Origin of the sequence: Francisella adeliensis, from assembly GCF_003290445.1 — a bacterium.
Lineage (GTDB): Bacteria > Pseudomonadota > Gammaproteobacteria > Francisellales > Francisellaceae > Francisella > Francisella adeliensis.
The window spans coordinates 1,907,370-1,933,625 of the sequence record NZ_CP021781.1; the positions used below are offsets into that span (position 1 = coordinate 1,907,370).

Consider the following 26,256-nt stretch of genomic DNA (forward strand, 5'->3'; position numbering starts at 1 on the left):
CCTTAAATAAATACTTAGTTTTGTTTTTCATAAAAAGCTAATCTTTCTTCATTATTGAGTTATCGCATAGCTTCAATAAATTAAGAGAGCAAGAATTTAAGTTTCTTATTTAAAACTGGGACTAAAACAAATAAAATAAGTGCAGCAATAATGCCTAATAAAGTAAAGTATCCAAAAGCCCTCATATAAATATCTATAGTCTCACTTGGTGCTAGTGAACCAACCTTACCATCTCCACTAATCAACGCTCCAAAACTAGCTGCCAGATAATTTGCAAAGGCTGAACTTAAAACCCATACACCCATAAAAAAACCAACCATTCTTTTAGGAGCTACGACACTAATCATAGCCAAACCAATAGGACCGATAAAAAGCTCCCCTAATGCTTGTAAAAGATAACTTACATTTATCCACCAAGATGAAATGAAACCATTTTTTGCCGTCAGTAATATAGCCACCACCAACAGTAAAAAAGATAAACTCATGATTAAAAGACCTGTAGCAAATTTCACAGGATATGTATGAGGATTGGAATTAAAACGCTTACCTAAATATGCATATAATGGACCAAATAAAATTATAAAAAATGGTTCTACAGATTGAAAAGCACTTGTTGGTATTACAAAACCTAATATTTCTCTATTAACATTTCTTTCTGTAAATACATTCATCATCCCTCCACTTTGTTGCAAAAGAATCATAAAAACCATATAAAAGAGAGTCAAAATTACAGTGATATATATTCTATCTCTATCATTAAGCTCAGAATTAAAAATAAAATAGATTATTAGCAGTGTTGTTGCTAAACCTATTATAAACAATACTTTACTAGCCCAAAATGGATAACTCAATAAGATGAAAATAAATAAGATAAGGCATAGTAACGATAATGTTAAAGCAATCCAGTAAAAAACCCTCTTAATCAGATTGAGTTTGCTCTTTTTTATATCGTTATAATACTTACTGCCGTTTATAAATATTGCCAAACCGATCAACATCCCAACACCAGCTATTCCAAAAGCTAAATTCCAGCTATATGTTACAGCTATATAAGAGCACACTAAAGGGGCAGTAATTGTACCTACATTCATCCCTATATATAAAAATGTAAAACCTTGGTTTCTCTTGTGTGCATTCTTTTTAGCAAATATAGCACCAGTTATCGCTCCTATACTAGGCTTAAATAGGCCAGTACCAACTATTACTATACTTAAGCCCATAAAAAAACAAATATTTTCACTATCAGGAACTATCATCACAAAATGTCCTAGAGCTATAAGTGAAGCGCCTATTATTATTGATCTATATTGGCCAATATATTTATCTGCTATAATTCCACCGATAATAGGGGTACCATATACCATCGAAGCATATGCCCCATAAATCAAGTAAGCTCTAGCATCTGACATGTCAAAATGCTTAAACAAATATAAGATTAGCAATGCTGTTATTCCATAATAACTAAACCTTTCCCACAGCCCAGTTAAGAATAGGTGTGTCATGCCCTCAGGATATTTTGTTAGATTAGCTTTAGCTACAGCGCTCATACTCAATCTCTCCCTGAGTAGCTTTAATAAGAGCTTGCTCTATGTCGCTTTGTAAATCCTCTACATCCTCAATCCCTATTGAAAGCCTTACTAAAGTATCAGAAATACCATGCTTTTCTCTAATTTCTTTGGGTATAGAAGAGTGCGACATAAGTGCAGGAATAGATGATAAACTCTCAACACCTCCAACACTTACTGTGATAGAAAAAAGCTTTAGCGATTCTAAGAAAACTCGAGCAGTTTCAGCAGTTCCTTGGAGTTCTAAAGCTATAACCCCTCCAAAACCAGTCATCTGACGCTGAGCAATTTCGTATCCAATGCTACTTTTCAAGCCGGGATAATGAACATTTTTTACCTGCGCATGTTCTTCTAACCACTCAGCTAAATTCAAAGCATTTTGATTATGTTTTTCCATTCTAAGAGCTAAAGTTTTTAGACCTCTTGCAGCAAGGAAACTATCAAAAGGTCCTGCTACAGCTCCTCCAGCTAATTGCACAAACTCTATTTGCTTAATTAAGCTTTCATCACTAACAGCAACAATTCCACTAATAACATCAGAATGACCATTAATATATTTAGAAGCTGAATGGACAACTATATCAGCACCTAATAAAATAGGGTTTTGATTATATGGTGTGGCAAAAGTATTATCAACAACTAATATGAGGTTATTTTGCTTACAAAACCTACTAATTTTTTCGATATCAACTATATTTAGTAAAGGGTTAGCAGGGGTTTCTAACCACACCATGCGAGTATTTTTTTGTAAACTTTGTTGTAATGAATCAATATGATCAAAATTAATATAACTAATTTCATGGTTTGAAGTTTTACGCTTCACCTCCTCAAAAATTCTGTAAGTTCCACCATATATAACATCTATAGCAATTATATGGCTACCTGCTGACAAAATATCTATTACAGCATTAATTGCAGCTATTCCTGATGCAAAAGCAAACGCTTTTTCTACTCGCTCTAATTCAGCTACAGCTTTTTCATACTGAAATCTTGTTGGGTTGCCCACTCTCCCATATTCAAACTCACAAACCCCAGGGCTTTGTTGAGCGTATACTGAAGATGTATAGATTGGGGTAGTTACAGCTCCTGTAGCTTTATCACCTGGTGAACCAGCATGTACAGAAAGAGTGTTAGGTTTAAAGTTAGATTGAGTCATATTTTCTCTCCTATTGTTTTTATAAAAACCACTAAAACAAATAAGAGACAAATAGATTATCTTCGTTTTAGCAGAATTTATATAGCGCTCGCAATTTGAGATAAATCAGCGCATTTTATTTATGGGTTTATTAAGTTATCTTAAGCTTTATCACCATACTCTTGCATGTGCTTAGCTGTACGTTTATTTTTACCATACATAAAGTGGTTTTCCATATTTTCATTATACTTGCTAGCTGGTACTGTTAGGCCTACAGCATCGGCAACTTCTCTTATATGCATAGGGCTCGCTCCACAGCATACACCAAGATAATTAACGCCCATATTATAAGCTTTTTCAGCAAAATCTCTTATTTCGTAACGATTACAAAATAGTGGATCTAATGCTGTTGGGAATGTTCTACCATGAGGAGATGGACAACCACAGCCATTATTGTCTGGAAGATTAAAAAATGTAGAATGCTCATCATTTGTTCTGTAAGGTACTGGCAATCCTGCAACATGGCACTTAACTGCTTTGCGTATCTTTTCTAAATCTGGAAGCATTGTCTCAGGACCTCTAAAACAGTTTAAACCTACCACATCAGCACCACGCTTTTCCAACTCTTTACAAGTATCAACGATTGACCATCCATCACGCATGATATTTTCAGCCATTGGTGCGATAGTTACAATTGTTTGAAGTCCCGTTTTCTTCATAATTTCTAGTGCTTTAAAAGCTTCTTCAGCATAATAAAAAGTTTCACCAATAAGTATATCAGCACCTTCTTCTACAGCCCAAGTTACCATTTCCTCAAACATTTCAGCTACTTGACGTTGAGACTCTTCATCATTTTCTTTCCAAATATTAGAGTTTGAAATATTACCTGCCATCAAGTTTGGTTGCACACCTTCAGGAGTTGAATCTGCAACTTTCTTAGCTATGCGTAAAGCAGCTCTATTTAAAGGCTCAAGTAAATGCTCTTTACCGGCTACTCTTAACTTTTCTCTATGACCATTGTATGTAAAAGCTTCGACAATATCTGAACCGGCATGCTGAAACTCTCGGTGTAAATTTTCTATAACATGAGGGTTATCAAGAGAAACCATTGGTACAAATTCACCAGAAGATAAATAACCTCGGCGCTCAATTTCAAACAAAAAACCTTCTGCACAGATTACAGGGCCTTTATCTAGTCTTTCTAGTAGGGTTTCTTTTTTCATTTTTGGGTAGTCTCCGTGTTTTATTAGTAAATCAATTTTGAGTTAATCTCAAAAAAACTTTTGACTAAAACGAAGTAAACAAGACTTTTGGGGAATCGTTTTCGTTTTAGCATAATTTATAAAGCGCTCGCAAGTTGAAATAAATCAGCGCTTGAATAAACATTATCATATCAGCTAAGATAAATTCAACTTTTTTTACAGTAAATTATGAAGATTTGATTGTTTTTTAAAAGTTGAAAGCAATAATAGTATAAAATAATGCTGAGATTATTTGAAATAAAATTCAAGATTTTAAAAACTCTGCAAACTATACTTAGCTTCCATAAACTCGTAGATACCATCATCAGAGCCTTCTCTACCAAGACCTGACTCTTTAACCCCTCCAAACGGTGCTTTTTCTGACGAAATCACTCCTGTATTAATACCAATCATTCCATATTCTAGTTGATTACGAACTCTTCGAATTTGTGCCATATCTTCACTAAAGAAATAGCTAGCTAATCCATAATTGGTGTTATTTGCTCGCTCGACAGCTTCTTCTTCATTTTCGAATTCAAATATAGCTATTAGAGGACCAAAAGTCTCATCACAACTAACAAGCATTTCATCTGTTATATTATCTAAAACTGTTGGTTTAAAGAATTTGCCACCTAACTCTTCATCAACCTTACCACCATAAATAAGCTTTGCTCCCTTTGATATAGCATCATCAATATGCGTTTGTACTTTTTCAACAGCAGAATTATTTATTAACGGACCGACTTTTACACCTTCATCTAGACCATTACCTAGTTTAAGGCTAGCAACTTCAGCTTTAAGCTTAGCTACAAACTCTTTTTTGATACTTTTATGAACAAACACTCTATTTGGTGCAACACAAACTTGTCCTGCATTTCTAATTTTAGAGTTTATAAGTCCTGCTATAGCTTTATCTAAATTAGCTCGTTCAAATACTATAAACGGAGCGTTACCCCCTAATTCTAAAGATACTTTCTTAACACTCTCAGCAGCTTGTTGCATAAGTAGCTTTCCAACCCCAGTAGAACCAGTAAATGTGATTTTTCTTACTGCTTTACTCTCTAGCAACTCTTTGCCAATAATTTTAGAATCACCACATACCACATAAAATAAATCTTCGTCTCCACCAGCTTCGACAAAAAGCTCTTTACACACAAAAGCAGATAGTGGTGTTAGCTCAGACGGTTTCAGTACTACACTACACCCTGCAGCAATAGCAGGTGCAACCTTTCGCGTTATCATTGCAAACGGAAAGTTCCAAGGTGTAATTGCAGCAACCACACCCACAGGTTGGTAGTCTACTCTACCCTCCATATTTTCAAGGTTTGGATCAAAAACCCTACCATCTATTCGATTAGCTTTTTCAGCATACCATCTTATGAAGTTTGCTCCGTACTGAAGTTCACCTTTTGATTCTGCTAAAGGCTTACCACTTTCTATAGTTATAATCTCTGCAATATCATCAGAATTTTGCATTATAAGATCATACCAGTTCAATAAAAGATCTGCTTTTGATCGTGCAGATTGGTCTTTAAATATTGCTTGAGCTTGTTTTGATTTAGCTATAGCGTTTTGCACATATTTTGCAGATTTATTTTCTAAACTACATATTAGCCCATCAGTTGCAGGGTTTCTTAGTTCAAAGCTGTTTTCTGCAGCACAAGAATATTTATTTAGAATTTTTTGTAAAACTTTATTGTTTAGCATTTTATAATCTCCTTAATTAGATAAACTACGGCTTCATCACATTAATATTAAATTCTTCTCTTAAGTCTTTAAGAGGTATATCGAAGTATTCTCCATGAGAATGCCAATTCCATTTTTTTGTCATTTTATAAGATCTAAAAATAGCTGAAAGCATATCTGGAATATAAACAAGCATCATTAGGTAAACTCTAAACATGCTGCCGTAATGTTTCTTATAACTTTTCATAACAGTTCTATAATCAACTCCTGTTATCTTAAAAAACTTCATATATTCTTTAAATGTCATATCAGAACCAAAAAGTGTCCAAGTATCATTGATACTTTCTCCTCTTAACTGAAAAGGTATAGTTCCAAAAATCACATGGGTAACATCATGATTCCTGAACCATTGACTAACATCATCATGGCCATCGTTTTTATTCAAAAACTTATAATTATCTATATATTCTTGTAACCCTTCTCTTAGGGTTAGTTCACAGTTTTGGCTTAGATATTTCATAAAGAGTCCTTATTAACCTGAAATCTAAAAGGCTTACTATATAGCCTGAATAGCCGTAATAGCAATCGTATAAGTTATATCATCAACTGTAGCACCACGAGACAAATCATTTACAGGCTTATTTATACCTTGTAAAACAGGTCCAATACTCAGTACATTTGCACTTCTTTGGACTGCTTTATAGACTGTATTACCAGTATTTAAGTCAGGGAATATAAGTACAGTAGCTTTACCTGCAACAGGGCTATTTGGAGCTTTTTTAGCAGCTACACTCTCTATCATCGCAGCATCATACTGTAATGGTCCGTCGACAAGTAGCTCTGGAGCTTGTTGCTTAAGAAGTTCTGTAGCTTTGCGAACCTTTTCTACTTGAGCTCCTGAGCCTGATGAACCTGTACTATAGCTTATCATTGCAACACGTGGCTCAATGTTGAATTTTTTAGCAGATTCAGCACTTTGCATAGCTATATCTACAAGCTGTTCAGCCGTTGGATCTTGGTTAACAGCACAATCAGCAAACACAATCACCTCATCAGGCATACACATAAAAAATACCGATGATACTAGTGATGCACCAGGTTTAGTTTTTACAAGTTGTAACGCTGGGCGTAACACATCTGCTGTAGTATGTTCAGCACCTGATACAAGGCCATCAACCTCACCAAGCTGTAGCATAAGTGTAGCTAGTACAATTGGGTTTTTAAGAGCATCTCTTGCTAGAGATTCAGAAAGCCCTTTGTGTTTTCTAAGCTCAACTAACGCATCTACATACTTTGTAAAAGCGTTATTATCAAAGTTAATAATTTCGATATCCTGTGGTAGAGTAAAGCCATTTAGCTCAGCAACATTATGGATTTTTCCCTTATCTCCAATCAGCACACATTTTGCTAGACCCTGTTCTTGACAGTTTTTAGCTGCCAGTAGAGTTCTAGGCTCATAGCTTTCTGGTAGGATTATTCTTTTTTGAGCTTGTTTTGCCATTTTTAATAAATGATACCTAAACGCAGGTGGCGACATAATTTGATGCTTAGATAAATTTTCACTAACAGCTTTGAATATCTTTTCTTTATCTAATGAATTAATCACCACATCTTTTACTTCTTGAATACGCTCTTTGTCATCTAAAGGTATACCCATTACATCAATATTAGCGATACGCAAAATAGTACTTACACTTCTACTTTTAGTGCTAAGAATAGCTACACCCGATTCTTGAGCAGTATTTAAGCAAAGTTTTTTGATATCATCATCGAGATAATCTTTTACAGTTAAAACTACACCTGCTATCTTCATACCATTTTTGGCAGCTAAACATACCGCTAGCAATATATCAGACCTATCAGCAGAAGTTATGACAAGAGAGTTTGGTGTAAGGTCTTTGATGAAGTTATCAACCCCACGCGAGCACATCATAACTCGTTGTACTCTGGAGCTTAGATCAACATTTGTAAGCTCATCAAGTTTGAGGTTATTTTTAATATCTAACACTCTTGGGTAGGTTTTTTCATTTTTCCACTCAACAGCACCTAGTAGCTCAAAGCCTTTATGTTTAAACACTTCTAAATTTTTCAGGTCACTAACAGCTATGTTTTTTTGATGGTCTAAATCAATATCTTCATCAGTTAAACTAAAATTTAAATATCCATCTTCATTATAGGTGGCATTTATTTTAGTGATTATAGCACCTAAGATATCAGCCTTTTTAGGTAAGCTTCTACGCGAATACTCTAAGTCTTCATTAAGCTCAACTAGAGATTTGTTACCATGATAACTTGCAATGATAACTTTAGCAGATAGTGCTTTGATAATTTCTATATTTAGCTCATCAACTACGCTATTTAATGAATAAAGTGGATGACTATTGTTACCTTGTCGGAAAAGCCCTGAAAATACAGCAAAATCCTTATCTAAACATTTTTCATAATACTTACTTAGAAGTATCTCAACAAAATCTTTTACACGATTGTTAAGTAAGTACTTCTCAATTTCTTCAATTGATAAATCCATATCATAAATAGGATGGAATGTAGTAACTTTCAAACCCTCTTGTTGTAATGCATATTCTATAGATTTAGTAAGCATTCTAAGACCGGTGTACTTAGAGGTTGGTAAAATAAATATTGTGTCTTTCATTTATAAGCCTCCTTAGATAAGGTTTAATGTGTCTTGCGCTATCATCAACTCTTCATTTGTAGCTATAATCATGATTTTATGGCTATCTTGTGACTGTATTTGTGTATTGGCATTTTTATTTTTAGTATTGTCTATTTTAAAACTAATATTTTTTAATTTGGAGACTATCTGCTCTCGAATATTAGCAGCATTCTCGCCAATTCCACCAGTAAAAACTAAAGCATCAAGCTTATCAAAATGTAACATATATTTAGACACAAACTCTGCTACTCGCTGACAAAACATTTCTATAGCATGCTTTGCTAATTTATGGCCACCTTCTGCTAGCTCAGAAACCTGACGCATATCATTATGCCCACAAATACCTAGTAAACCACTTTGCTTATTTAGCATGGTTGTAGTTTGCTTAGCATCATAACCAAGATTATCTGCCAAATACCCAAACACACTTGGGTCGATAGAACCACTTCGCGTACCCATCACAAGACCATCAAGCGGAGTAAGCCCCATACTTGTATCTCTACTTTCACCATCAACTACCGCTGTTATACTACACCCATTGCCAAGGTGGGCCACTATAAAGTTACCTTTTTCTTTACCTAAAAGCTCCGCCGCTTTCATTGATACAAATTTATGAGATGTACCATGAGCACCGTACTTTCTGATTTTTTGGCTTTCCGTTAGCTCTCTAGGTATTGCATACTCTGCGATATAGCTAGGTATAGTTTGATGAAATGCTGTATCAAAAACTGCTACCTGCGGAAGCCCTACAAATATCTCCTTACAAAAATTGATACCCTCAACATGAGCAGGGTTATGTAGAGGTGCAAGAGGTATACAAGCTTTGATTTTTTCTAAATTTTCAGGTGTAATAATTGCAGAGTGAGAAAAATACTCACCACCAGCAACCACTCTATGACCTATAGCTATAACTTTATCAAAAAAGCCCTTTTCATCTAAATAGTTTTTAAGCTCCAAGAAAACATCTTTGTATTGACCATTTTTGATATAAAGTTGCTTTTTTTCATCTCCTTTGAATGTAATCGAGCAATTTTCTTGAGAAATGTTTTCAGCTAAGCCTGTAAATAGAGACTCTGCTGTCTTTGGATTTATAAGGGCAAATTTAACTGAAGAACTACCGCAATTGAGTACTAAAATGTGTGACATGGTTATATTTAAATATTAAATGATCTATTAAATAGCTATTATACTATTTGTTATTAGCTAAGACCATCATTGTGTATAGCTATAAGATTATATTCGCTGAGTTTGTATTTACCATAAATAGAATAACTGATAATATACTTACAACTTATAATAATTAAACCAAAATATCATGAAACACATACTACTAGTTATCTTACTTTTTGTTAGTTTTAACGCTTTTTCTTGTTCTAGCAAAAACCAACTTACTATCACGATTAATACTGTAGAGAAATCAAACTTCCCACACAAAGAATATGTCAGCTTAGGTAAGAAGCTCTTTAATGATGATCTCTTATCAAGTGAATTACACTCTTATAGCGCTCAAATAAACCACTCATCAGGAACTCTAATTTTTGATGTTGCTTCCGATAAGATGAAAAAACAGATACTAACCAAAGTCCAAAAGATTCTAGCTAAACAAGGTTTACGCGAAACACGAGTAACTTTAAGCGAATTACAAAAAACTCAAGCCTAAGCTCCTGGGAACTTATATTTATCGTTGATTGTTTCAGAATACTTTGTAGTCAGCTCATTAGTCAAGCTCTCTGTGACTGCAAATACACTCGCTACTGTAGTCTTTGTGAATACATCTAAAAGTTCTTGTGCTTTTTTAGGGTCTTTTTTATACAGCGAAATATACTCTTTCTCAAAAGCTTGCTGATTTTGCTGTATTTGTTTATTCAATATCGCAAATTTTGCCTTTATAATCGGAGCATACTTAGGGAAGTTAAGCATACCTAACATCTGTAGCTTTCTAAATTTCCAGTATGCAGAGAAATTATCAGCATGATTATCTCCAACTTGGTATTCCAAAGGGATTTTTGCTCCTTGGTAAAAAGGCACATAAATACTCAAAGCACCCATTCCTAGGCTTAGATATTCAATATTTGCTATTGGTAACGGCAAATCATCCTTCAAAGATAATATATGTGATTGTTGAGTTCTGTATACAGATATTGGTCTAGCTGTCACAGATGGATCTTGTAGTTCATAAGGATCATGTTTCGTGTTTTCAAAATGGCTATTTAAAGCATGCTCCACATCATCGATAGAAATCTTATTTTCAGGCGTTAGAAATGTTGGAAAACTATTACCTTTATATTCTGTAGCTTTTTGTGATGGTGTAAATAGATTCTGTAAATATTTTACTCTTGGATAGTTATATCCAGCATCTGAAATATTATCTTGACTATAGATTTTTCTGAAATCAAAATCTCCGCCTTTATATAAACCATGTTCAGTAGCAAAAGAAACTAAACCTGGAGACATCATTACATTTTCTTTATCACCTAAATCAATCACACCTATTCTACTTTGATTTGCAGATACAAAATATTTATCAGCAGGGATTTTTACGGCTACCCAATTATGACCACCAGCATTTTCAAGATACCACGCCTCATTTTTATCGGCAAAAGCCACACCAAAACCTTCTGATGAACCATACTTTTCTATAATTTGTCCTAGAAGAGATACACCCTCTTTTGCAGAATGTATTTGTGGTAATAGTATAGTAGCACTAGCCTCTTCTGATACGCCATTGCTGACATAAGGATCTACCTTTAGTACTTTTTCATTACTAAAAATTGTCTCTGTAGCTGAAACAGATACACCTTCATCGTTGAAACCAGACTCTTCAAACCCATGGTTATCAGTCTGCCAATCAGGGACTCCTGAATAACCTAACAAATTATCTGGGAGCTGGTATTTGAAACCATTTTCAGGCTCTTCATGATTTTGATAAAGGTAACCATGCTTTAGTGGAGGGTGATACACAAATCTCACTGCACCACTGTCTGAAGGACCATCCACATTACGAGAAACAATAATTGAGCCATCAGCAGAAACATCTTTTCCAACAATAATAGTTGTACAAGAAAGTCCATAAGAAAAACCTACTACAGAGGCTATAGATATTAGTATTTTTTTAAGTTGCATATTAGATTTACTGTTTAGAGATTTCTAATTTAGTATAGCCTTATAAATGTAAAGATAAAACATATATAATAGCGTTATTAAAAGATGTGACTATTTTATTAGCCCATGGAAATTATGATGAGACTGTACCAATTTCTTGTATAACTTTCTTTTCCTCTGTATTAAAAGCACTATTTTCTTTTAATGTTTCAAATACTGATCTTGCTAAAACTCTTCCTGCCTCTATATCACTTTGCCAATGAGCACCACATATAACTCTACTATAACCATAATCCATACCTCGAGCCAAAATTTGCTCTCTGAATTTTTCAGGTAAAATATCTGCTAAAACATACGCTACAGTCATTCCTCTTGTAGAGTGTCCTGATGGGTATGAAATACTTCTTTTAGAAGATGTAGAATCGTCACCCTGACAGCTAACAGTATGATAATAGTAATAAGGCCTGTCTCTTGCATATGCAGTCTTTGCTTTTTCTGTAGAATTATTACCATCAAGAACTACTTTAGTAAAAATATCTGTAGTTGCGTTTTTTATCTTGACTTTATCCTCTTCAGATATATTAAGAGGATCTATAAATATTTGTTGATAATACTCTGTTGTTTTACTCGCATCTGCAATAGTTTGATCCATTCTCTCTTTTGATATTGGCTGACCATTAAAAAACTTATTGTTTTGATAAAGAGTTTTCGTTATTTCTTGATCTTGAGCAAAGGTAGGAGAATTATGTCCATTAGAATCAACTTCCATGCTCGGAGGTGGTGGAAGAATTTCTTTACTATCTGGTAATGCTGTAGGTGATAAGAAACCATCTTCAGCAAATGCTGTTAGGCTACATAGAGTTAATATTGCTATGATTAATTTTTTATTCACAATAAGTTTCTCAATTATTCTTTAAGATTTCATTATAATACTACATTGATTAATTAAATCAAGCCACAAATGTTAAAAATATATTATGTCACTTAAAAATGTGTTTTTTTGTGAGCCCTTGTTTATAATTACCATTTTAATTGAAAATTATCGGAGTCATTTTTTTATCATGATGGAAGTTTTTAATACTACATTTGTACTGTTTTTCACTATTTTCTTTGGTCTAATTATGGGCTACAGCAAAATATTTCCCAAAGGTTCTGATAAAACATTTATCCACCTGGTTTTCTATATTCTTTTACCATTACAGCTTTTTTTAAGTTGTTATCGTACAGACACCTCAACTCTTAGCTTTAATTATGGTCTTGCTTATGTTGGCAGTATGCTAGTTATGGCTACTTTCACTTTTTTTATAACTATAAAACTGATGAAAGGAACTAAAGTAGATGGTGTATTAAACTCTATGTCTGTTACTCAAGTAGATGGAGCTTATTTTGCGATACCTTTATTTATGCTGGTATTTTCATCAGCAGCATTTGCGATACCTTTAATGGCTATACAAAATATAGTATTTTTCACAGTTAGTGTTTTGATGATAGAGCTATTACAAAAAAATAGCTTATCTGGGACTAGCAGTGTTACATTTGTAATTAAGAGAATTATCAAAGTATCTTTTACAAACCCAATCATATTATCTTCTGTATTAGGTTTTATTTTTGGCGGTCTTAAAGTACCAATAAACCACAACATAACTCATTCTTTTGAATTTCTTGGTAAAGCATCTGCACCTGTTGCATTATTCTCAATAGGTTTGTCATGTAGCTATGGTTTAAGACAGTTTAAAGTTGACTACCAAATGCTAGCGATATGTGTACTTACAGTTCTTAAGCTCTTAGTGTTTCCTTTAGTAGCCTTGCTATTTGGTTTAGCTCTAGGTTTGCATGGTAATTTACTATTAGCTTTGATTTTGCTGTGTAGTACCCCAACAGCTACCCATAACTATATAATAGCTAACCAGTATGATCTACCTGAACAAGTTAATATTCAAACATTTGTAGTTGTATTCACAACAATACTTAGCTTTTTAAGTGTAAATATGTGGATGTATTTTATAAAATAGTATTGTTTATCTTGAGATCCTCGTTTTACCTAGAAGGCTCTTTACATTATCCTTTTTTTAAACTAGCCTTAGACTATTAAGGTTTATAGCAATTAAACATGCAACATACCAAGCCAACATTATTACAAAAAATTCTAGCCCCTTTCCGTGACTCAAAAATGTTTAGCATGCTTATTTTAGGGTATGCTTCTGGACTCCCTCTAATGCTAACAGCATCATCTTTGCTATTATGGTATAAAGATAGTGGCATAGACACTCAAAAAATTGCTTTCCTTACGCTTATAGCACTTCCTTATACTGTAAAATATCTATGGGCTCCTTTCTTAGACAAAATAAGTATTCTTGGTCTTGGTAGGCGCAAAGGCTGGATACTTTTAACTCAAGTATTATTGATTTCACTTATAGCTTTTATGAGTCTTTTTTCTCCCGCAAGCTCTCCTTTGATTATCGCATTTATTGGTTTTTTAATTTGCTTTGTTTCAGCTACCCAAGATATTGCTATCAATGCTTATCAAACAGAAGTTTTAACTGAACATGAACGAGCTTTAGGTAATGCTGTTGCTGTGATGGGTTATCGTATCGGAATGATTGTTACTGGCTCAATTGTACTAATCATTGCTGATAAACTTCATAATAACTGGAATCTCACATGGTTAATGATATTACCATTTTTTATAATTTGTCCACTATATACTTTATTGCTTAAAGAAAACCCTCAAAGCATTGCACCCAAATCTTTTAGAGAAGCCTTCACAATACCTTTTTTTGATTTTTTTACACGTAAAAATGTCTCTGCTGCAGTCATAATACTGATTATAATCATTGTCTATAAACTAGCTGATGCTATTGCTTTTTCATTAAATACCATCTTTTTTGTAGATATTGGTTTTGATAAAACTACCATAGCTGTTTCATATAAAGCTTTCTCACTAGTAGCAACTATTTCTGGACTTATTTTTGGTGGTTTGGTCGCTAAAAAAATTGGGGTTTATCGTAGTTTCTTATACTTTAGTATACTAATGGCTTGCGCAAACTTAACTTATGTCGCACTAGCTATAGTCGGTAAAAATTATTATCTAATGGTTTCATCTGTAGCTGTTGAATACTTTTTTGGCGCAATGGGTACAGCGATATTAGTGGCTATGATTATGAGCTTGGTAAACCTAAAATTCTCAGCAACACAATTTGCAATATTAAGCTCTATTGATTCACTTGGGCGTGTACTAGTTGGACCACTAGCTGGATATATACAGTCTCACTATAATTGGGAAGGACTATTTATTTTTAGCTTTGCAGTAGGAATGATTGTCTCTTTGGCAATATATCTATTTAGAAAGCAGATTAAAGGCATGGCAAACTTAAGTTAGTTGATGTAATTATCAAACCTTTCATCTAAGCTAGCTTCAACACTAATCGTTTTATCTTGTTTTTCATCAAAAAACTCAAGACTACCCGCATGAAGCAAAAGCTTGTTAACACCTTTTCGATCTAAAAGATTATCTTTAATAGTATTGCCATATTTCTTATCTGCTACTATAGGATGTCCCATTTCTTTACAGTGTACTCTTATCTGATGGGTTCTACCTGTTTCTAATTTTATTTTTAGCAGACTAAATTCATCTTTGATATGCTTTACATTAAGTATATGTGTAACAGTATTCTTACCCTCTTGTTTGTCAACTTTTACTACTCTTTGGCCATCTTTGGTCTCAGTGCGTTTAAGTGGTAGATTTATAGTTTTAAGGCTTTTGTCCCACTTACCATGAACAACAGCATAGTAAATCTTATCAACCTTTCGTTCTTTAAAAATATCAAAAAAATACACCAAAGAACTATGTTTTTTAGCCAATATCACACAACCTGATGTCTCTTTATCTAAACGATGAACAAGGTCTAATCTTCTTGCTTTTGGGCGAAGTTGTCTTAATCTTTCTACTAAACCAGAGTTAACTCCAGATCCACCATGAACTGCTAACCCTGATGGTTTATTAACGATAATATAATCATCATTTTCATAGAGTATTTTACTCTCAAGAAAATCAAGGTGTGACTGAGATACTTTTACCTCTGCTTGCTCATCCTCAAGCATAAATGGCGGTACTCGCACTATATCTCCAGCACTGACCCTCGTTGTCTGTTTAACGCGCTTTTTATTTACACGCAAATCGCCCTTGCGAATCCAACGATATATCAAAGCCTTAGGAAGCTTAGAAAACTTGCCTAGTAAGAAATTGTCAATTCGTTGACCGTTTATGTCATCTGAAACTTCTAAGTGTTGTACTCTAGCCATTTATACTTCCAAAGTTAGAGTTTTGCATATCATTAAGCCTACTAATAGTACGTTGGAATTCAAACTTTAATTTTTCACCATTGTAAATATTTTTAAAATCTTGATTTGCTAAAATTATCACTTTTTTATTTTGATCATAACATTCATCAATAAAAGCAATAAATCTTCTTGCCATATCTTCATTATACTCATCAAAACCAACGAGATTATATAAAAATATTTGCTCAAACCTTTTACAAATTTCAATATAATCATAAGCACTTCTACCATCCCCACAAATAATAGAAAACTCAAAACAAACATCTGTGTGACTTAGTAATAAAGTCGGTATTTCTCTATCAAGGACATTTATACTCTTACCCTTATCAAAATCCTTATTATGCACAAAAAATCTATCAAAGAAATTTTTACGATTATGCTCATTATATGGGAATGTATAGTTTAAGTGCTCACTATCTACTAAAAACCTATAATCAACACCTGAGTCTAAGTTTAGTACGCTAACATTCTGCTTTAAAACCTCTATCGCTGGTAAAAAAAGCTCTCGCTGTAGTCCTCTTGAATATAGCTTTTGTGGCTCAATATTTGAAGTTGCTACTAAAACCACACCCAATGCAAATAGCTCTTTAAAGATATTTCCTAAAATCATAGCATCTGCAATATCTTCAACGAAAAATTCATCAAAGCAAATGATTCTAGTTTCTTTTGCTATTTGATTTGCAACTCTTCCAATAGGGTTCTTCTTACCTTGAAATCCTCGCAATCTTGAATGAATATCTTTCATGAAATGTGAGAAATGTTGTCTTGTTTTATTCGTAACAGGAACTTGTTCATAAAACATATCCATGATAAAAGTTTTACCTCTACCAACACCACCCCACATGTACAACCCTTGAATCTCAGGGTAAAGTTTTTTACCAAAAAGATTAAATTTTAGAGGTTTTTTTTCAACCAATTGATTATTTATATTTTGAAGCCTTTCAATTGCTTCTAACTGAAGAGAATCTGGTTTTAAGCCTAACTCTTTGACTTTATCGTAGTAGACTTGCTTAAGAGTAGACTGTTGTGGCATATTTATTTAACTTCCTTATCCTTGATTAATACTAACAAGAAAAAAGCCACGACCATACTTAAAACAAGTATTAAAAAGGCATTATGGTAAGCAGATACGTGAAAATATCGATGCGACCCTTCAACTGCAGTTTGTACAATATTATTATGAATGTCTATGTATTGACCTGTCCATGTCATGTCTAAAAAGTAACCAATTAACGGATCAAATATAGCCCCCAACAATGGCTCTCCTGTATTTATAAGTGCTGCAACAGTAGCTGCAACAATAATAGGATTTATACGATTACCTATTGCAAAAGCAAGCATATATACACCCAAACAAAAACCAAAGATAAACAGCAATACTCCCGAAATAGCTGGAGTAAGTTTAACTTGTAAGACTACCGCTAATGAAATTGTCGCAATAATATGAAATACGATCATTATCCCCACTCTATTATCAAACTTCTCAGAAAGTTTTCCTATAACAGGAGACCCTATCGCTAATCCTAGAAACATCATAGATACAATATAAGAAGCTTCTTTTGGTGTTACGCTATATAGCTCTCTAAAGTAATTATTGCCCCAAATACCACCAAATACATCTATTGTTGTGAAAGTTAAGCCTGTATATAGAGTCAAAAGCCAATTATTTTTATTAAATAGAACCTTTTTAATGCCTTCAAGGGTACTTGTTTTCTCTTTTAGATTATTAGAGAAGTCAGCATCTGGATTATAGTCTCTGACTAGTGCAAAATATAACAGTGCTATCAATATACTAAAGCATGCATAGCTCACTAATGCTGTATGCCATGATCCTGTCAGTTCTATCAGATAAACCAAAGGTACTTGACCTAACAAAGCTCCAGTCATGGCAGCTGTCATCAAGAAACTACATACAAAAGCAAACTTTCTTGGGTCAAACCATACAGCTGCGGCTTTAATATAACCAACAGTTGCAAAAGATGCTCCTATACCGATCATAAGCCTTGAGACACAACCTAATGCAAAACTATTAATATCTGCAGCTAAAACAAACAATAAAAGACCTATCGCAGATAGTATTAGTGAGAAAAAACTAACCTTTCTAAATCCTAACTTATCAATAACAGGTCCAGCCACAAAAAATTGACAAATTACAACAGCCCATAAAAATAGTGAAACCATTGCACTCATTTCTGTAGCGTTGATTGAAAAGCTACTCATCAAGTCATTTGCTATAAGACTCGGTGAAACATTCATTATGTACTTATCAATTAGCAAAAATGAGCTCAGACCAACAACAATCCAAGCATAGCCTTTTATCTTATGTAGTTTCATATATTTCTTTCTAAAAGGTTTAATAATTCATCAAAAGCCACCGATTGTTGTGGCTTATCTTGCTGTAAATATTTAATGTTTGCTATTTTATTCTCAATTTCTTGAGAACCTATAACAACAGCTATTCTTGCACCTGATTTATCAGCTTTTTTAAATTGTGATTTCATACTTCCAGATTTTAAATCCATTTCAATATTTAAATCTTTTAGCTCACTACGAATGCTATTTATTAAAACCATACTCTGATGAATTGTGGCTTCATCTACTACAAAAAAGACATCTAATTTATCTTTTTGAGCACTTAACTTGCCAAGCTCTTCTAAAAGCAAAAGTAATCTCTCCATACCGATACCAAAACCTATAGCAGGAGTTTTTTGTCCACCAAGATTTTCTACTAAAGTATCGTATCTGCCACCCGCACATATAGCACTTTGAGCACCAAGCTTGTCTGTAGTCCATTCAAACACTAAACCACTATAATAATCCAAGCCTCTTACAAGGTTTTTATTTATACTATAATCTACGCCTAATGCTGATACAAACTCACAGGTTTTCTCAAACCTTTGTAATTCTTGGGCGTCTATGTAATCAGTTAACTTAGGTGCTTGTCTAAGAATATTTTGAGTAGTAGAAACCTTACTATCCAATATTCTTAGTGGGTTTTTATCTAGTCGCTTTAATGAATCTTCATCAAGCTCATTGTGAAAGGGTTCTAAATATTTTAAAAGTGCTTGTGTGTACTCTTTACGACTAGCTATTGAACCTAAACAGTTCAACTCAAGCTTTATATCTTGAGAAAGACCGAGCTCACAGAACAAGTTCCATGCAATAGCTAAAATCTCTAAATCTATAGCCAAACCATCAAAACCATAAGCCTCAACACCAAGCTGATAGAACTGTCTATAGCGACCTTTCTGAGGTCGTTCATAACGAAACATTGGTCCTGAATAATATAGCTTCTGTGTTTGTCCACGATTAGCCAAGCTTTTTTCAATAACCATTCTTACACATCCAGCAGTACCTTCTGGTCGCATAGTAAGACTGTCACCATTTCTATCTGCAAAATCATAAGTTTCTTTAGATACAATATCTGAAGTTTCACCAACACTACGATGAAAAAGCTCACTTTTCTCAAGTATAGGAAGCCTAACTTCTTGGTAATTATAACTATTTAGAACTTTGTTAATCTTAGATTCCAGAAACTGCCATTTAGGGCTCTCATCTGGAAGAATATCATTGAAGCCACGAATAATTTGGATTTTATTCATAGAGAAACCTCTATCTTAGTTTTTCGACTTTACTATCTTTATCACTACCTTTGTAGTTTTCTTCTAAAGACTCTTCGTCTTGTTTTATGAACTTAGCATCTGCATCTAAAGCATCTTGTATTTTTGACTCCATCTTAGCACCATACTCAAGCGAATCATCATAGATAAACTTCAACTCAGGTACAATTCTAAGCTTAAGGGAGCTAGCGATAGCATTTCTAAAAAGGCCTTTAGATTTTTGAAAAGCTTTCTTAGAATACTCAACATCCTCAGCAATCAAACAAGAGTAATAAATCTTTGCATAAGATAAGTCTTTAGAAACTTCAACCTCTGTAATAGTACACATAGCAAGTTTTGTGTCATTTATTCTAGTACGTAAAACTACAGCTAAAACTTTTTTTAGTTCACTTTCTACTCGATGAACTCTACCTTGTGCTGCCATATTCTATAGCTCCTTCGCTACTTCAATAACTTCAAAGACTTCTATTTGGTCACCAGCACGAACATCGTTATAGTTTCTTACACCTATACCACATTCCATACCTTTTTTGACTTCATTTGCATCATCTTTGAATCGTTTAAGAGACTCTAAAGTACCTTCATAAATAACTACGCTATCTCTAAGTACACGGATAGGGTTAGTTCTCTTAACAGTACCTTCAATCACCATACAGCCAGCGATAGAACCAAACTTAGTAGATCTATAAACCTCACGCACTTGAGCTATACCAACAATCTGCTCTTTCATTTCAGGTGAAAGAAGACCAGTCATTGCCATTTTAACATCATCGATTAAATCATAAATAATATTATAGTAACGAAGCTCAACACCGTCAGTTTCCGCTAATTTTTTAGCAGCGCCATCAGCACGCACATTGAAGCCTACAACAACAGCCATAGATGCTACAGCTAAAGTAATATCAGATGATGTAATACCACCAATACCACTAGTGATAATATCAACTTTAACTTCTTCCGTAGAAAGTTTAAGTAAAGATTCTCTAATTGCTTCAACAGAGCCCTGTACATCACCTTTAAGGATAATCTTAAGTGTTTGTTGCTCACCCTCTTTACCCATACTATTAAACATATTAGATAGTTTAAGTGATTGCTCTTGAGCAATTTTAGCTTCTTTTTGTTTTTGTGATCTTTGAGATGCAAGCTCTTTAGCTTTTTTCTCATTTTCAATCACAACCATTTCATCACCAGCAGCTGGTACACCTGATAGACCAAGTATTTCAACCGGAGTAGCCGGTCCTGCTGATTTAATTTGTTTACCAAGATCATCATGCATAGCTCTAACTCTACCATACTCAGTACCACATAGAATGTTATCACCTTGCTTTAGGCTACCGTTTTGAACTAATACAGTTGCAACTGGTCCACGACCCTTTTCAAGGCGCGACTCAACAACGACACCTTCACCAGAACCATCAGCAAACGCTTCTAACTCAAGTACTTCTGATTGTAAAAGCACAGCATCTAATAGAGCTGGGATACCCTCACCACTCTTAGCAGATACATTTGCAAACATTACATCGCCACCCCAAGACTCTGGAATCACATTTCTTTGAGCCAATTCGCTAATTACTTTTTCAGGATCAGCTTCTGGTTTATCTATCTTATTTACAGCAACAACTATCGGAACACCTGCAGCTTTTGCATGGTTAATAGCTTCTTCTGTTTGAGGCATTACGCCATCATCCGCTGCTACTACTAAAATTACGATATCTGTAGATTTTGCACCCCTTGCACGCATTGAAGTAAATGCTTCATGGCCTGGAGTATCTAAGAATGTAATCGAACCTTTCTCAGTTTCAACTGAATAAGCACCAATATGCTGAGTAATACCACCAGCTTCACCCGCTACGACGCGAGCTTTACGAATATAATCAAGCAATGATGTTTTACCATGATCTACATGACCCATAATAGTTACAACAGGAGCTCGAGATATTTTCTTAAATGCACTTCTGTCTACTGTAGTTACAGCTTCTTCAAGAGCATTTGCATTATGTAAAGTATACTTATGTCCCATCTCTTCAATAATTAATATAGCAGTATCTTCATCTAAAGATTGATTGATTGTTGCCATTACACCCATATTAAAAAGTACTTTAACAATTTCAGCACCTTTTACTGCCATTCTTGAAGCCAAATCACTTACCGTGATACCTTCATAAATCTCTACAGTTCTAACGGTATCTTCAACAGGCTTTGTAAACTCTTGTCTTTTAACTTTAGGAGTTTTTAACTTACCTTTTTTAGAGCCAAATTCATCAAATGAATCACCACCAGCAAGCTGAGACAGCTGTCTTGGGTTGGCTTTCTTAAATCCTTTACCCGCAGCTTTTTTAGCTTTGCCACGCTTATCTTCTTCTTCTTTTTTATACTTAGTATTTGTCGTGTTAGCGTTTGAAAACACTTTTTTAACTGCTTTTTTCTTAGCTGGCTCTCTAGTGTTGCTCTCTTCTTGTTCAACCTTTTTAACGGTTGGCATAGAAGTTATCTTAAAACCACTATCCTTAGGCTTTGCTGCAACAGTCTTTTCTTTAATTTCAGCTGCAATGTCTTTAGCAGTATCTTTAGCTGGTTCAACCACATTTGTTTCTATAGTATCAACAACTTTCTCCAAAACTGGAGCTACTTTTTCTTTTAAATTGCTAACAACTTCTTTAGCTTCTGAAACTAAATCCTTAGCTTCTTCTTTAGGAGCATCCTCAACTTTCTTGGCTACACGTCTTTTTCTTTTTACAGATACATTTATTTTGTGATCTCCACCAGCTCTAACAGTAGATGTCATTTTTTTTCTAGCCGGTGCTGCTTTTGCACTATTTATTTTTGCTAATAAAGTCTTCATCTCATCTGCAGTTAGAGTGTCATCTTTACTTGACTTGTCTATACCAAAAGATTTAAGTTGCTTTAATAGAGTTTCTTCATCTTTATTTGTTTGCTGAGCTAATTGCCCTACCGTAATATTTGCCATGTGTTATTCTCCTGTATTTTAACTTTTACTCAAACCAAGGAGCTCTTGCTTGCATAATTAAATCTGTAGCTTGCTCTTCATCCATAGGCACTATATCAAGTAGTTCATCAACAGATAACTCAGCCAAATCTTCCATAGTAGCTACATTTGATTGTGCTAATTGCTTAGCCAACTCTTCACTCATCCCTTGCATATTTAAAAGATCTTCAGCCGGCTCTTTACCACCTAAAGCTTTTGAAACTAATGCAGCTTTTGCTCTTTCTTGTAACTCATCTACAACATCCTCATCAAAACCTTCGATCTCTAAAAGCTCATCCTTATCAAGATAAGCAAGATCTTCAAGTGTTTCAATACCTTCTTCTATAAGAACCAATGCAAAGTCATGGTCAATATCTAAGACTTCAACAAATGTTTCAACTATACCAACCTGCTTTTCTTCTTGCTCAGAATCAGATAATACATTTATCTTCCAACCAATTAGTGCGCTTGCTAGCCTTACATTCACACCATTTTTACCGATTGCTTTAGATAAACTTTCTTGTCTAACAACGATATCCATAGAACTAGACTCTTCATCTACGTTTACTTCTAAGATATCTTCAGCACCTACGGGTGAAAGTGAGTTTATAGCATATTGAACAGTTTCTGCATCCCAAAGAATAACATCAACCTTTTCACCATTAAGCTCATTCATTACAGAGTGTATTCTTGAACCTCTAACGCCTACACAGGCACCACAAGGATCAATTCTTTGATCATTACTTTTTACTGTAACCTTAGATCTAAATCCTGGCTCACGCACAACATTTACAACTTCAATAGTTTCTTCTTCAACCTCTGGAACTTCTAGTTTAAACAACGCTTTTAACATCGTATCGCTAGATCTACTCAAAATAATAGTATTTGGCGTACCATCTTCATCTCTTTCAACATCTTGAACTACTGCTCTAATTTTATCTCCAACACGGAATCTTTCACGAGCAATAAGATCTTTTTTAGCTAAGATGCCTTCAAAATTATTCCCAAGATCAATAATTAAAAGCTCATAAGTAGCTCTTTTAACTTCGCCGTAAGCGATATCACCGATTTTTTCTAAATAAACTTTTGCAGCTCTCTCTCTTTCAAAGTTTTTGATTTTTTTCATCAAAATTTGCTTAGCCATAGTAGCAGCTATACGACCAAAAACTTTAGTTTCAACTGGCTCTCTAATTACATCACCAGCTTTTACATCGTAGCCTTTTTCACGAGCAACATCTTCATATAGCTCTCTAGAGTAATCTATCAAATCTTCATCTTCTGAAACTATATGCCAAACTCTATCAGCTAAATAATCACCTGTTACACGGTCAATTTTAACTTCTATATTCATTTGCTCATCTAGCTCTTTCTTAGTTACAATCGCAAGAGCCTCTTCCATTGCCTCAAACAAAAGATCTTTAGAAATATCTTTTTCATTCGCTACAGTTTCTAGTACTGTTAATAATTCTTTACTCATTTATCTATACCTCTTAACTAAACTCTGGTGACACTCTTAGCTTTTTAAGCTCATCAAAATCAAAACTTACTTCTTTTTGGCTGTCTTCTAATACCAATACAACATTGTTACCTTCAACACGAGTAAGCCTACCTTTAAATTTTGTTTGTGACTCAACTGGAGCTATTGTAACTGCTTTAACATTAAACCCTAATAAAGCTTCTGCTTGGATAATGTTAAATATCTGGCGATTCATGCCTGGTGAAGACACTTCAAGAGTATATTTACTAGCAACTGGGTCTTCTACATCAAATATTGCGCTAACCTCTCTACTCACAGTTTGACAGTCATTTACAGCCACACCATTTTCATGATCAATAAAAATACGGATAGTCATCTTACCACTACCAACTATCTCTATGCCCCATAATATATAGCCTAAATCAGCTGTGATGGGTTCTACTAACTCATATAATTTGTCTAGTACCATTTTCACCCCTTAGAGTTTGCATTTAACTTTTGCTATGCTTTAGATAGCAAAAAGGCCCATAAAGGGCCTTTTAAAAAATTCCTGGTAGCGGGGGCAGGATTTGAACCTACGACCTTCGGGTTATGAGCCCGACGAGCTACCAAGCTGCTCCACCCCGCGTTTATGAAGTATATAATAACAACATTTTCATTGATTGCAAGCTTATTTATCACTAACAGCAACTATAACCGAAGTTTTAGTTAAACTCTCTAATCGCATCAATCATAGCTTTTACATTATCTGGACTAATGTCCGGATAAATTCCATGCCCTAGATTTACTATATAGTTATTTAGCTTATCCGCTTGGATAAACTGCATATTTTCTTTTACTTTCGCTCTGATGCTTTCATGACTACCATACAAAAATGCTGGGTCAAAATTGCCCTGTATGACTTTACCGTTGCCTAGTCGCTCACGAGCTTGTTCTAGTGTCACACTCCAATCTACACCTACACCATCACAACTTGCATCTGCATATTCACCATAAAAGTTTGCTCCACCTTTTGTGAAAAACATCACAGGCATATTAGGTAGTACTTCTTTTACGCCTTTTGCGATATAGTTCATGTATTGTAATGAAAATTGCACGTATTTATCTTGTGGTAGTATTCCACCCCAAGTATCAAATATCATCAGCGTATCAGCACCTGCTTTAACTTGCTCTAGTAAGTATACAACCGTAATATCTCCTAGCTTTTGTAATAACTTGTGCATAAGAGTTGGATTTGCGTACATCATTTTTCTAAGTTTATTAAACTGCTTAGAGCCAGCACCTTCGACCATATACGCGGCTAAAGTCCATGGACTACCTGTAAAACCAATAAGCGGTATATCTATTGCAGATTTTGTGGTTTTAACAGCGTTGTATACATAATCAAGCTTACCAGCACTATCCTCTACAGATAATAGCTTTTCAAAATCAGCATCTGTCTCGATTGGATTAGAAAATACAGGACCAACACCTTTTATAAACTTTAAGTCTAATCCCATCGCTTCTGGGATTGTTAGAATGTCTGAAAACACAATTGCAGCATCAAGATCATATCTTTCTAACGGCTGTAACGCTACTTCACAACAAGCATCTGCATTACGACACATATCCATAAAATCTGGAAACCTTGATCTTGTAGCTCTATATTCTGGTAAATATCTACCTGCTTGACGCATTATCCATATTGGTGGCTTTTCTAGTTTCTTTTCACCAAACGCTTCTAAAAATAATTCTCTCATTTAAAATCAACTCCTTAACTTAAATTTTTTCTTTAACAATCTTTACTGTTTCAGAGTCATAAAACGATTTAAAAATACATTTATACTCATCCATCTTTAAAATGCATTCCGCTCTTTGCAAAGCAATTATTTCAAATAAAAAACCAATGCAAAAGATATAAACTATATATGCAACAGCACCTATTGGTATATCACCTCTAAAAACATCTTTTAGTAAAATAATTAAAGATACTCCAATAACCATAAATAGGATGCAGAGTAGCCAATACCTTATATTTAATTTTCTTGCTCTTTTACTATTTTTGAGCAGTAAATTTCTACTTATTATAACCCTATTTTTTTTAAAAAATATAGCACTTAATTTTGATATTTTCTTTATCTTTGACGGTGGTATTCTCTTAAGCATTTCCAAAATAAGATCTAGTTTATCATCATTATTAACAGTCAAGCTTAAATCTTTATAGAACAAATTCTGTAATTCCATATCCAGCTTGCCCTGAAATATTGACCGTGAAAATTTATTATCATTTCCCTGTATCTTTATGGATAAATTATTCAGCTCATTAAGCTCTCTTGAGACCCTGTACCTGCTTATAAAAAAACTCTCGCCATAGAAAATTTTTATAACACCCCCTACTATAAATGGCAGAAGTATAAAGATGATATTTATAACTATATTGTTCACAATTT

General features: G+C 34.2%; 22 protein-coding genes and 1 tRNA gene. 3 read left to right on the forward strand and 20 right to left on the reverse strand.

The genetic code is table 11. The features are described 5' to 3' along the window. Positions 1–80 precede the first annotated feature (80 nt). From CDH04_RS09080 to CDH04_RS09110, 7 genes are all read right to left on the reverse strand, one after another. Positions 81–1,547 (reverse strand): peptide MFS transporter, encoded by a 1,467-nt coding sequence (locus CDH04_RS09080; protein WP_112870712.1) that lies wholly within the window; start codon positions 1,545–1,547, stop codon positions 81–83. Beyond that, entirely contained in the window at positions 1,531–2,721 is a 1,191-nt protein-coding gene (locus tag CDH04_RS09085; protein ID WP_112870713.1) for a trans-sulfuration enzyme family protein, read from the reverse strand. Before CDH04_RS09085 ends, CDH04_RS09080 begins: the two co-directional genes overlap by 17 nt. Positions 2,722–2,861: 140 nt before the next feature. After that, positions 2,862–3,923 carry a homocysteine S-methyltransferase family protein gene (locus tag CDH04_RS09090; RefSeq protein ID WP_112870714.1) on the reverse strand — a complete coding sequence of 354 codons (1,062 nt, stop codon included), beginning with the start codon at positions 3,921–3,923 and terminating at the stop codon, positions 2,862–2,864. 291 nt (positions 3,924–4,214) lie between these two features. Next, positions 4,215–5,648: an NAD-dependent succinate-semialdehyde dehydrogenase gene (locus CDH04_RS09095; RefSeq protein ID WP_112870715.1), complete on the reverse strand. Its 1,434-nt coding sequence runs from the start codon at positions 5,646–5,648 to the stop codon at positions 4,215–4,217. Positions 5,649–5,673: 25 nt separating this feature from the next. Further along, positions 5,674–6,147, reverse strand: a complete 474-nt coding sequence (locus tag CDH04_RS09100; RefSeq protein WP_112870716.1) for a hypothetical protein — start codon at positions 6,145–6,147, stop codon at positions 5,674–5,676. A gap of 36 nt (positions 6,148–6,183) precedes the next feature. Continuing rightward, positions 6,184–8,280 carry a phosphate acetyltransferase gene (gene pta, locus CDH04_RS09105; RefSeq protein WP_112870717.1) on the reverse strand — a complete coding sequence of 699 codons (2,097 nt, stop codon included), beginning with the start codon at positions 8,278–8,280 and terminating at the stop codon, positions 6,184–6,186. Positions 8,281–8,292: 12 nt separating this feature from the next. After that, positions 8,293–9,447, reverse strand: coding sequence for an acetate/propionate family kinase (locus CDH04_RS09110; RefSeq protein ID WP_112870718.1), 1,155 nt, complete (start codon positions 9,445–9,447; stop codon positions 8,293–8,295). 169 nt (positions 9,448–9,616) lie between these two features. Between CDH04_RS09110 and CDH04_RS09115 the strand changes: the two genes are divergently transcribed. After that, positions 9,617–9,961 (forward strand): hypothetical protein, encoded by a 345-nt coding sequence (locus tag CDH04_RS09115; RefSeq protein WP_112870719.1) that lies wholly within the window; start codon positions 9,617–9,619, stop codon positions 9,959–9,961. On the opposite strand, the gene CDH04_RS09120 is transcribed toward CDH04_RS09115, so the two are convergent. Continuing rightward, positions 9,958–11,424, reverse strand: coding sequence for a C69 family dipeptidase (locus CDH04_RS09120; RefSeq protein ID WP_112870720.1), 1,467 nt, complete (start codon positions 11,422–11,424; stop codon positions 9,958–9,960). The genes CDH04_RS09115 and CDH04_RS09120 overlap by 4 nt on opposite strands. 112 nt (positions 11,425–11,536) lie before the next feature. Beyond that, the gene (locus tag CDH04_RS09125; RefSeq protein WP_162699231.1) at positions 11,537–12,295 is read right to left on the reverse strand and encodes an acid phosphatase; all 759 of its coding nucleotides are present in this window, start codon (positions 12,293–12,295) and stop codon (positions 11,537–11,539) included. 169 nt (positions 12,296–12,464) lie between these two features. On the opposite strand from CDH04_RS09125, the gene CDH04_RS09130 reads away from it, so the two are divergent. Together CDH04_RS09130 and CDH04_RS09135 are read left to right on the forward strand one after the other, a co-directional pair. Then, positions 12,465–13,415: an AEC family transporter gene (locus CDH04_RS09130; RefSeq protein WP_162699232.1), complete on the forward strand. Its 951-nt coding sequence runs from the start codon at positions 12,465–12,467 to the stop codon at positions 13,413–13,415. 98 nt (positions 13,416–13,513) lie between these two features. Then, entirely contained in the window at positions 13,514–14,782 is a 1,269-nt protein-coding gene (locus CDH04_RS09135; protein WP_234393456.1) for an AmpG family muropeptide MFS transporter, read from the forward strand. Here the strand turns inward: CDH04_RS09135 and CDH04_RS09140 are convergent. From CDH04_RS09140 to CDH04_RS09190, 11 genes are all read right to left on the reverse strand, one after another. Continuing rightward, a complete protein-coding gene (locus CDH04_RS09140; RefSeq protein ID WP_112870723.1) occupies positions 14,779–15,705 on the reverse strand; it encodes an RluA family pseudouridine synthase in 927 nt (308 codons plus the stop codon). The genes CDH04_RS09135 and CDH04_RS09140 overlap by 4 nt on opposite strands. Next, complete coding sequence (zapE, locus tag CDH04_RS09145) at positions 15,698–16,777, reverse strand: cell division protein ZapE (protein WP_112870724.1); 1,080 nt, start codon at positions 16,775–16,777, stop codon at positions 15,698–15,700. The genes CDH04_RS09140 and zapE overlap by 8 nt, the downstream gene beginning before the upstream one ends. Before the next feature lie 2 nt (positions 16,778–16,779). Beyond that, complete coding sequence (locus tag CDH04_RS09150) at positions 16,780–18,078, reverse strand: MFS transporter (RefSeq protein WP_112870725.1); 1,299 nt, start codon at positions 18,076–18,078, stop codon at positions 16,780–16,782. Continuing rightward, positions 18,075–19,346 carry a histidine--tRNA ligase gene (hisS, locus tag CDH04_RS09155; RefSeq protein WP_112870726.1) on the reverse strand — a complete coding sequence of 424 codons (1,272 nt, stop codon included), beginning with the start codon at positions 19,344–19,346 and terminating at the stop codon, positions 18,075–18,077. Before hisS ends, CDH04_RS09150 begins: the two co-directional genes overlap by 4 nt. Before the next feature lie 10 nt (positions 19,347–19,356). Next, positions 19,357–19,788 carry a 30S ribosome-binding factor RbfA gene (rbfA, locus tag CDH04_RS09160; protein WP_112870727.1) on the reverse strand — a complete coding sequence of 144 codons (432 nt, stop codon included), beginning with the start codon at positions 19,786–19,788 and terminating at the stop codon, positions 19,357–19,359. Between the two features lie 3 nt (positions 19,789–19,791). Continuing rightward, on the reverse strand, positions 19,792–22,332 hold the full coding sequence (gene infB / locus CDH04_RS09165; protein WP_112870728.1) for a translation initiation factor IF-2: 2,541 nt from the start codon (positions 22,330–22,332) through the stop codon (positions 19,792–19,794). Between the two features lie 25 nt (positions 22,333–22,357). After that, positions 22,358–23,827 (reverse strand): transcription termination factor NusA, encoded by a 1,470-nt coding sequence (gene nusA / locus CDH04_RS09170; protein WP_112870729.1) that lies wholly within the window; start codon positions 23,825–23,827, stop codon positions 22,358–22,360. Positions 23,828–23,840: 13 nt separating this feature from the next. Continuing rightward, positions 23,841–24,296 carry a ribosome maturation factor RimP gene (gene rimP / locus CDH04_RS09175; RefSeq protein WP_162699233.1) on the reverse strand — a complete coding sequence of 152 codons (456 nt, stop codon included), beginning with the start codon at positions 24,294–24,296 and terminating at the stop codon, positions 23,841–23,843. An 82-nt stretch (positions 24,297–24,378) separates the two neighbouring features. Then, positions 24,379–24,455, reverse strand: a tRNA-Met gene (locus CDH04_RS09180). Between the two features lie 76 nt (positions 24,456–24,531). Next, a complete protein-coding gene (gene hemE, locus CDH04_RS09185) occupies positions 24,532–25,566 on the reverse strand; it encodes a uroporphyrinogen decarboxylase (RefSeq protein WP_112870731.1) in 1,035 nt (344 codons plus the stop codon). Positions 25,567–25,585: 19 nt separating this feature from the next. Further along, positions 25,586–26,251 carry a hypothetical protein gene (locus CDH04_RS09190; RefSeq protein WP_162699234.1) on the reverse strand — a complete coding sequence of 222 codons (666 nt, stop codon included), beginning with the start codon at positions 26,249–26,251 and terminating at the stop codon, positions 25,586–25,588. Positions 26,252–26,256: the final 5 nt, after the last annotated feature.

Bases quoted from the DNA above. Each gene is read 5' to 3' on its own strand.
- CDH04_RS09095 (WP_112870715.1), bottom strand. From the start codon at position 5,648: ATGCTAAACAATAAAGTTTTACAAAAAATTCTAAATAAATATTCTTGT.
- pta (WP_112870717.1), bottom strand. From the start codon at position 8,280: ATGAAAGACACAATATTTATTTTACCAACCTCTAAGTACACCGGTCTT.
- CDH04_RS09110 (WP_112870718.1), bottom strand. From the start codon at position 9,447: ATGTCACACATTTTAGTACTCAATTGCGGTAGTTCTTCAGTTAAATTT.
- CDH04_RS09085 (WP_112870713.1), bottom strand. From the start codon at position 2,721: ATGACTCAATCTAACTTTAAACCTAACACTCTTTCTGTACATGCTGGT.
- CDH04_RS09135 (WP_234393456.1), top strand. From the start codon at position 13,514: ATGCAACATACCAAGCCAACATTATTACAAAAAATTCTAGCCCCTTTC.
- CDH04_RS09140 (WP_112870723.1), bottom strand. From the start codon at position 15,705: ATGGCTAGAGTACAACACTTAGAAGTTTCAGATGACATAAACGGTCAA.
- hisS (WP_112870726.1), bottom strand. From the start codon at position 19,346: ATGAATAAAATCCAAATTATTCGTGGCTTCAATGATATTCTTCCAGAT.
- CDH04_RS09090 (WP_112870714.1), bottom strand. From the start codon at position 3,923: ATGAAAAAAGAAACCCTACTAGAAAGACTAGATAAAGGCCCTGTAATC.
- rimP (WP_162699233.1), bottom strand. From the start codon at position 24,296: ATGGTACTAGACAAATTATATGAGTTAGTAGAACCCATCACAGCTGAT.
- infB (WP_112870728.1), bottom strand. From the start codon at position 22,332: ATGGCAAATATTACGGTAGGGCAATTAGCTCAGCAAACAAATAAAGAT.
- rbfA (WP_112870727.1), bottom strand. From the start codon at position 19,788: ATGGCAGCACAAGGTAGAGTTCATCGAGTAGAAAGTGAACTAAAAAAA.
- CDH04_RS09115 (WP_112870719.1), top strand. From the start codon at position 9,617: ATGAAACACATACTACTAGTTATCTTACTTTTTGTTAGTTTTAACGCT.
- CDH04_RS09100 (WP_112870716.1), bottom strand. From the start codon at position 6,147: ATGAAATATCTAAGCCAAAACTGTGAACTAACCCTAAGAGAAGGGTTA.
- zapE (WP_112870724.1), bottom strand. From the start codon at position 16,777: ATGCCACAACAGTCTACTCTTAAGCAAGTCTACTACGATAAAGTCAAA.
- nusA (WP_112870729.1), bottom strand. From the start codon at position 23,827: ATGAGTAAAGAATTATTAACAGTACTAGAAACTGTAGCGAATGAAAAA.
- CDH04_RS09120 (WP_112870720.1), bottom strand. From the start codon at position 11,424: ATGCAACTTAAAAAAATACTAATATCTATAGCCTCTGTAGTAGGTTTT.
- CDH04_RS09130 (WP_162699232.1), top strand. From the start codon at position 12,465: ATGATGGAAGTTTTTAATACTACATTTGTACTGTTTTTCACTATTTTC.
- CDH04_RS09150 (WP_112870725.1), bottom strand. From the start codon at position 18,078: ATGAAACTACATAAGATAAAAGGCTATGCTTGGATTGTTGTTGGTCTG.
- hemE (WP_112870731.1), bottom strand. From the start codon at position 25,566: ATGAGAGAATTATTTTTAGAAGCGTTTGGTGAAAAGAAACTAGAAAAG.
- CDH04_RS09080 (WP_112870712.1), bottom strand. From the start codon at position 1,547: ATGAGCGCTGTAGCTAAAGCTAATCTAACAAAATATCCTGAGGGCATG.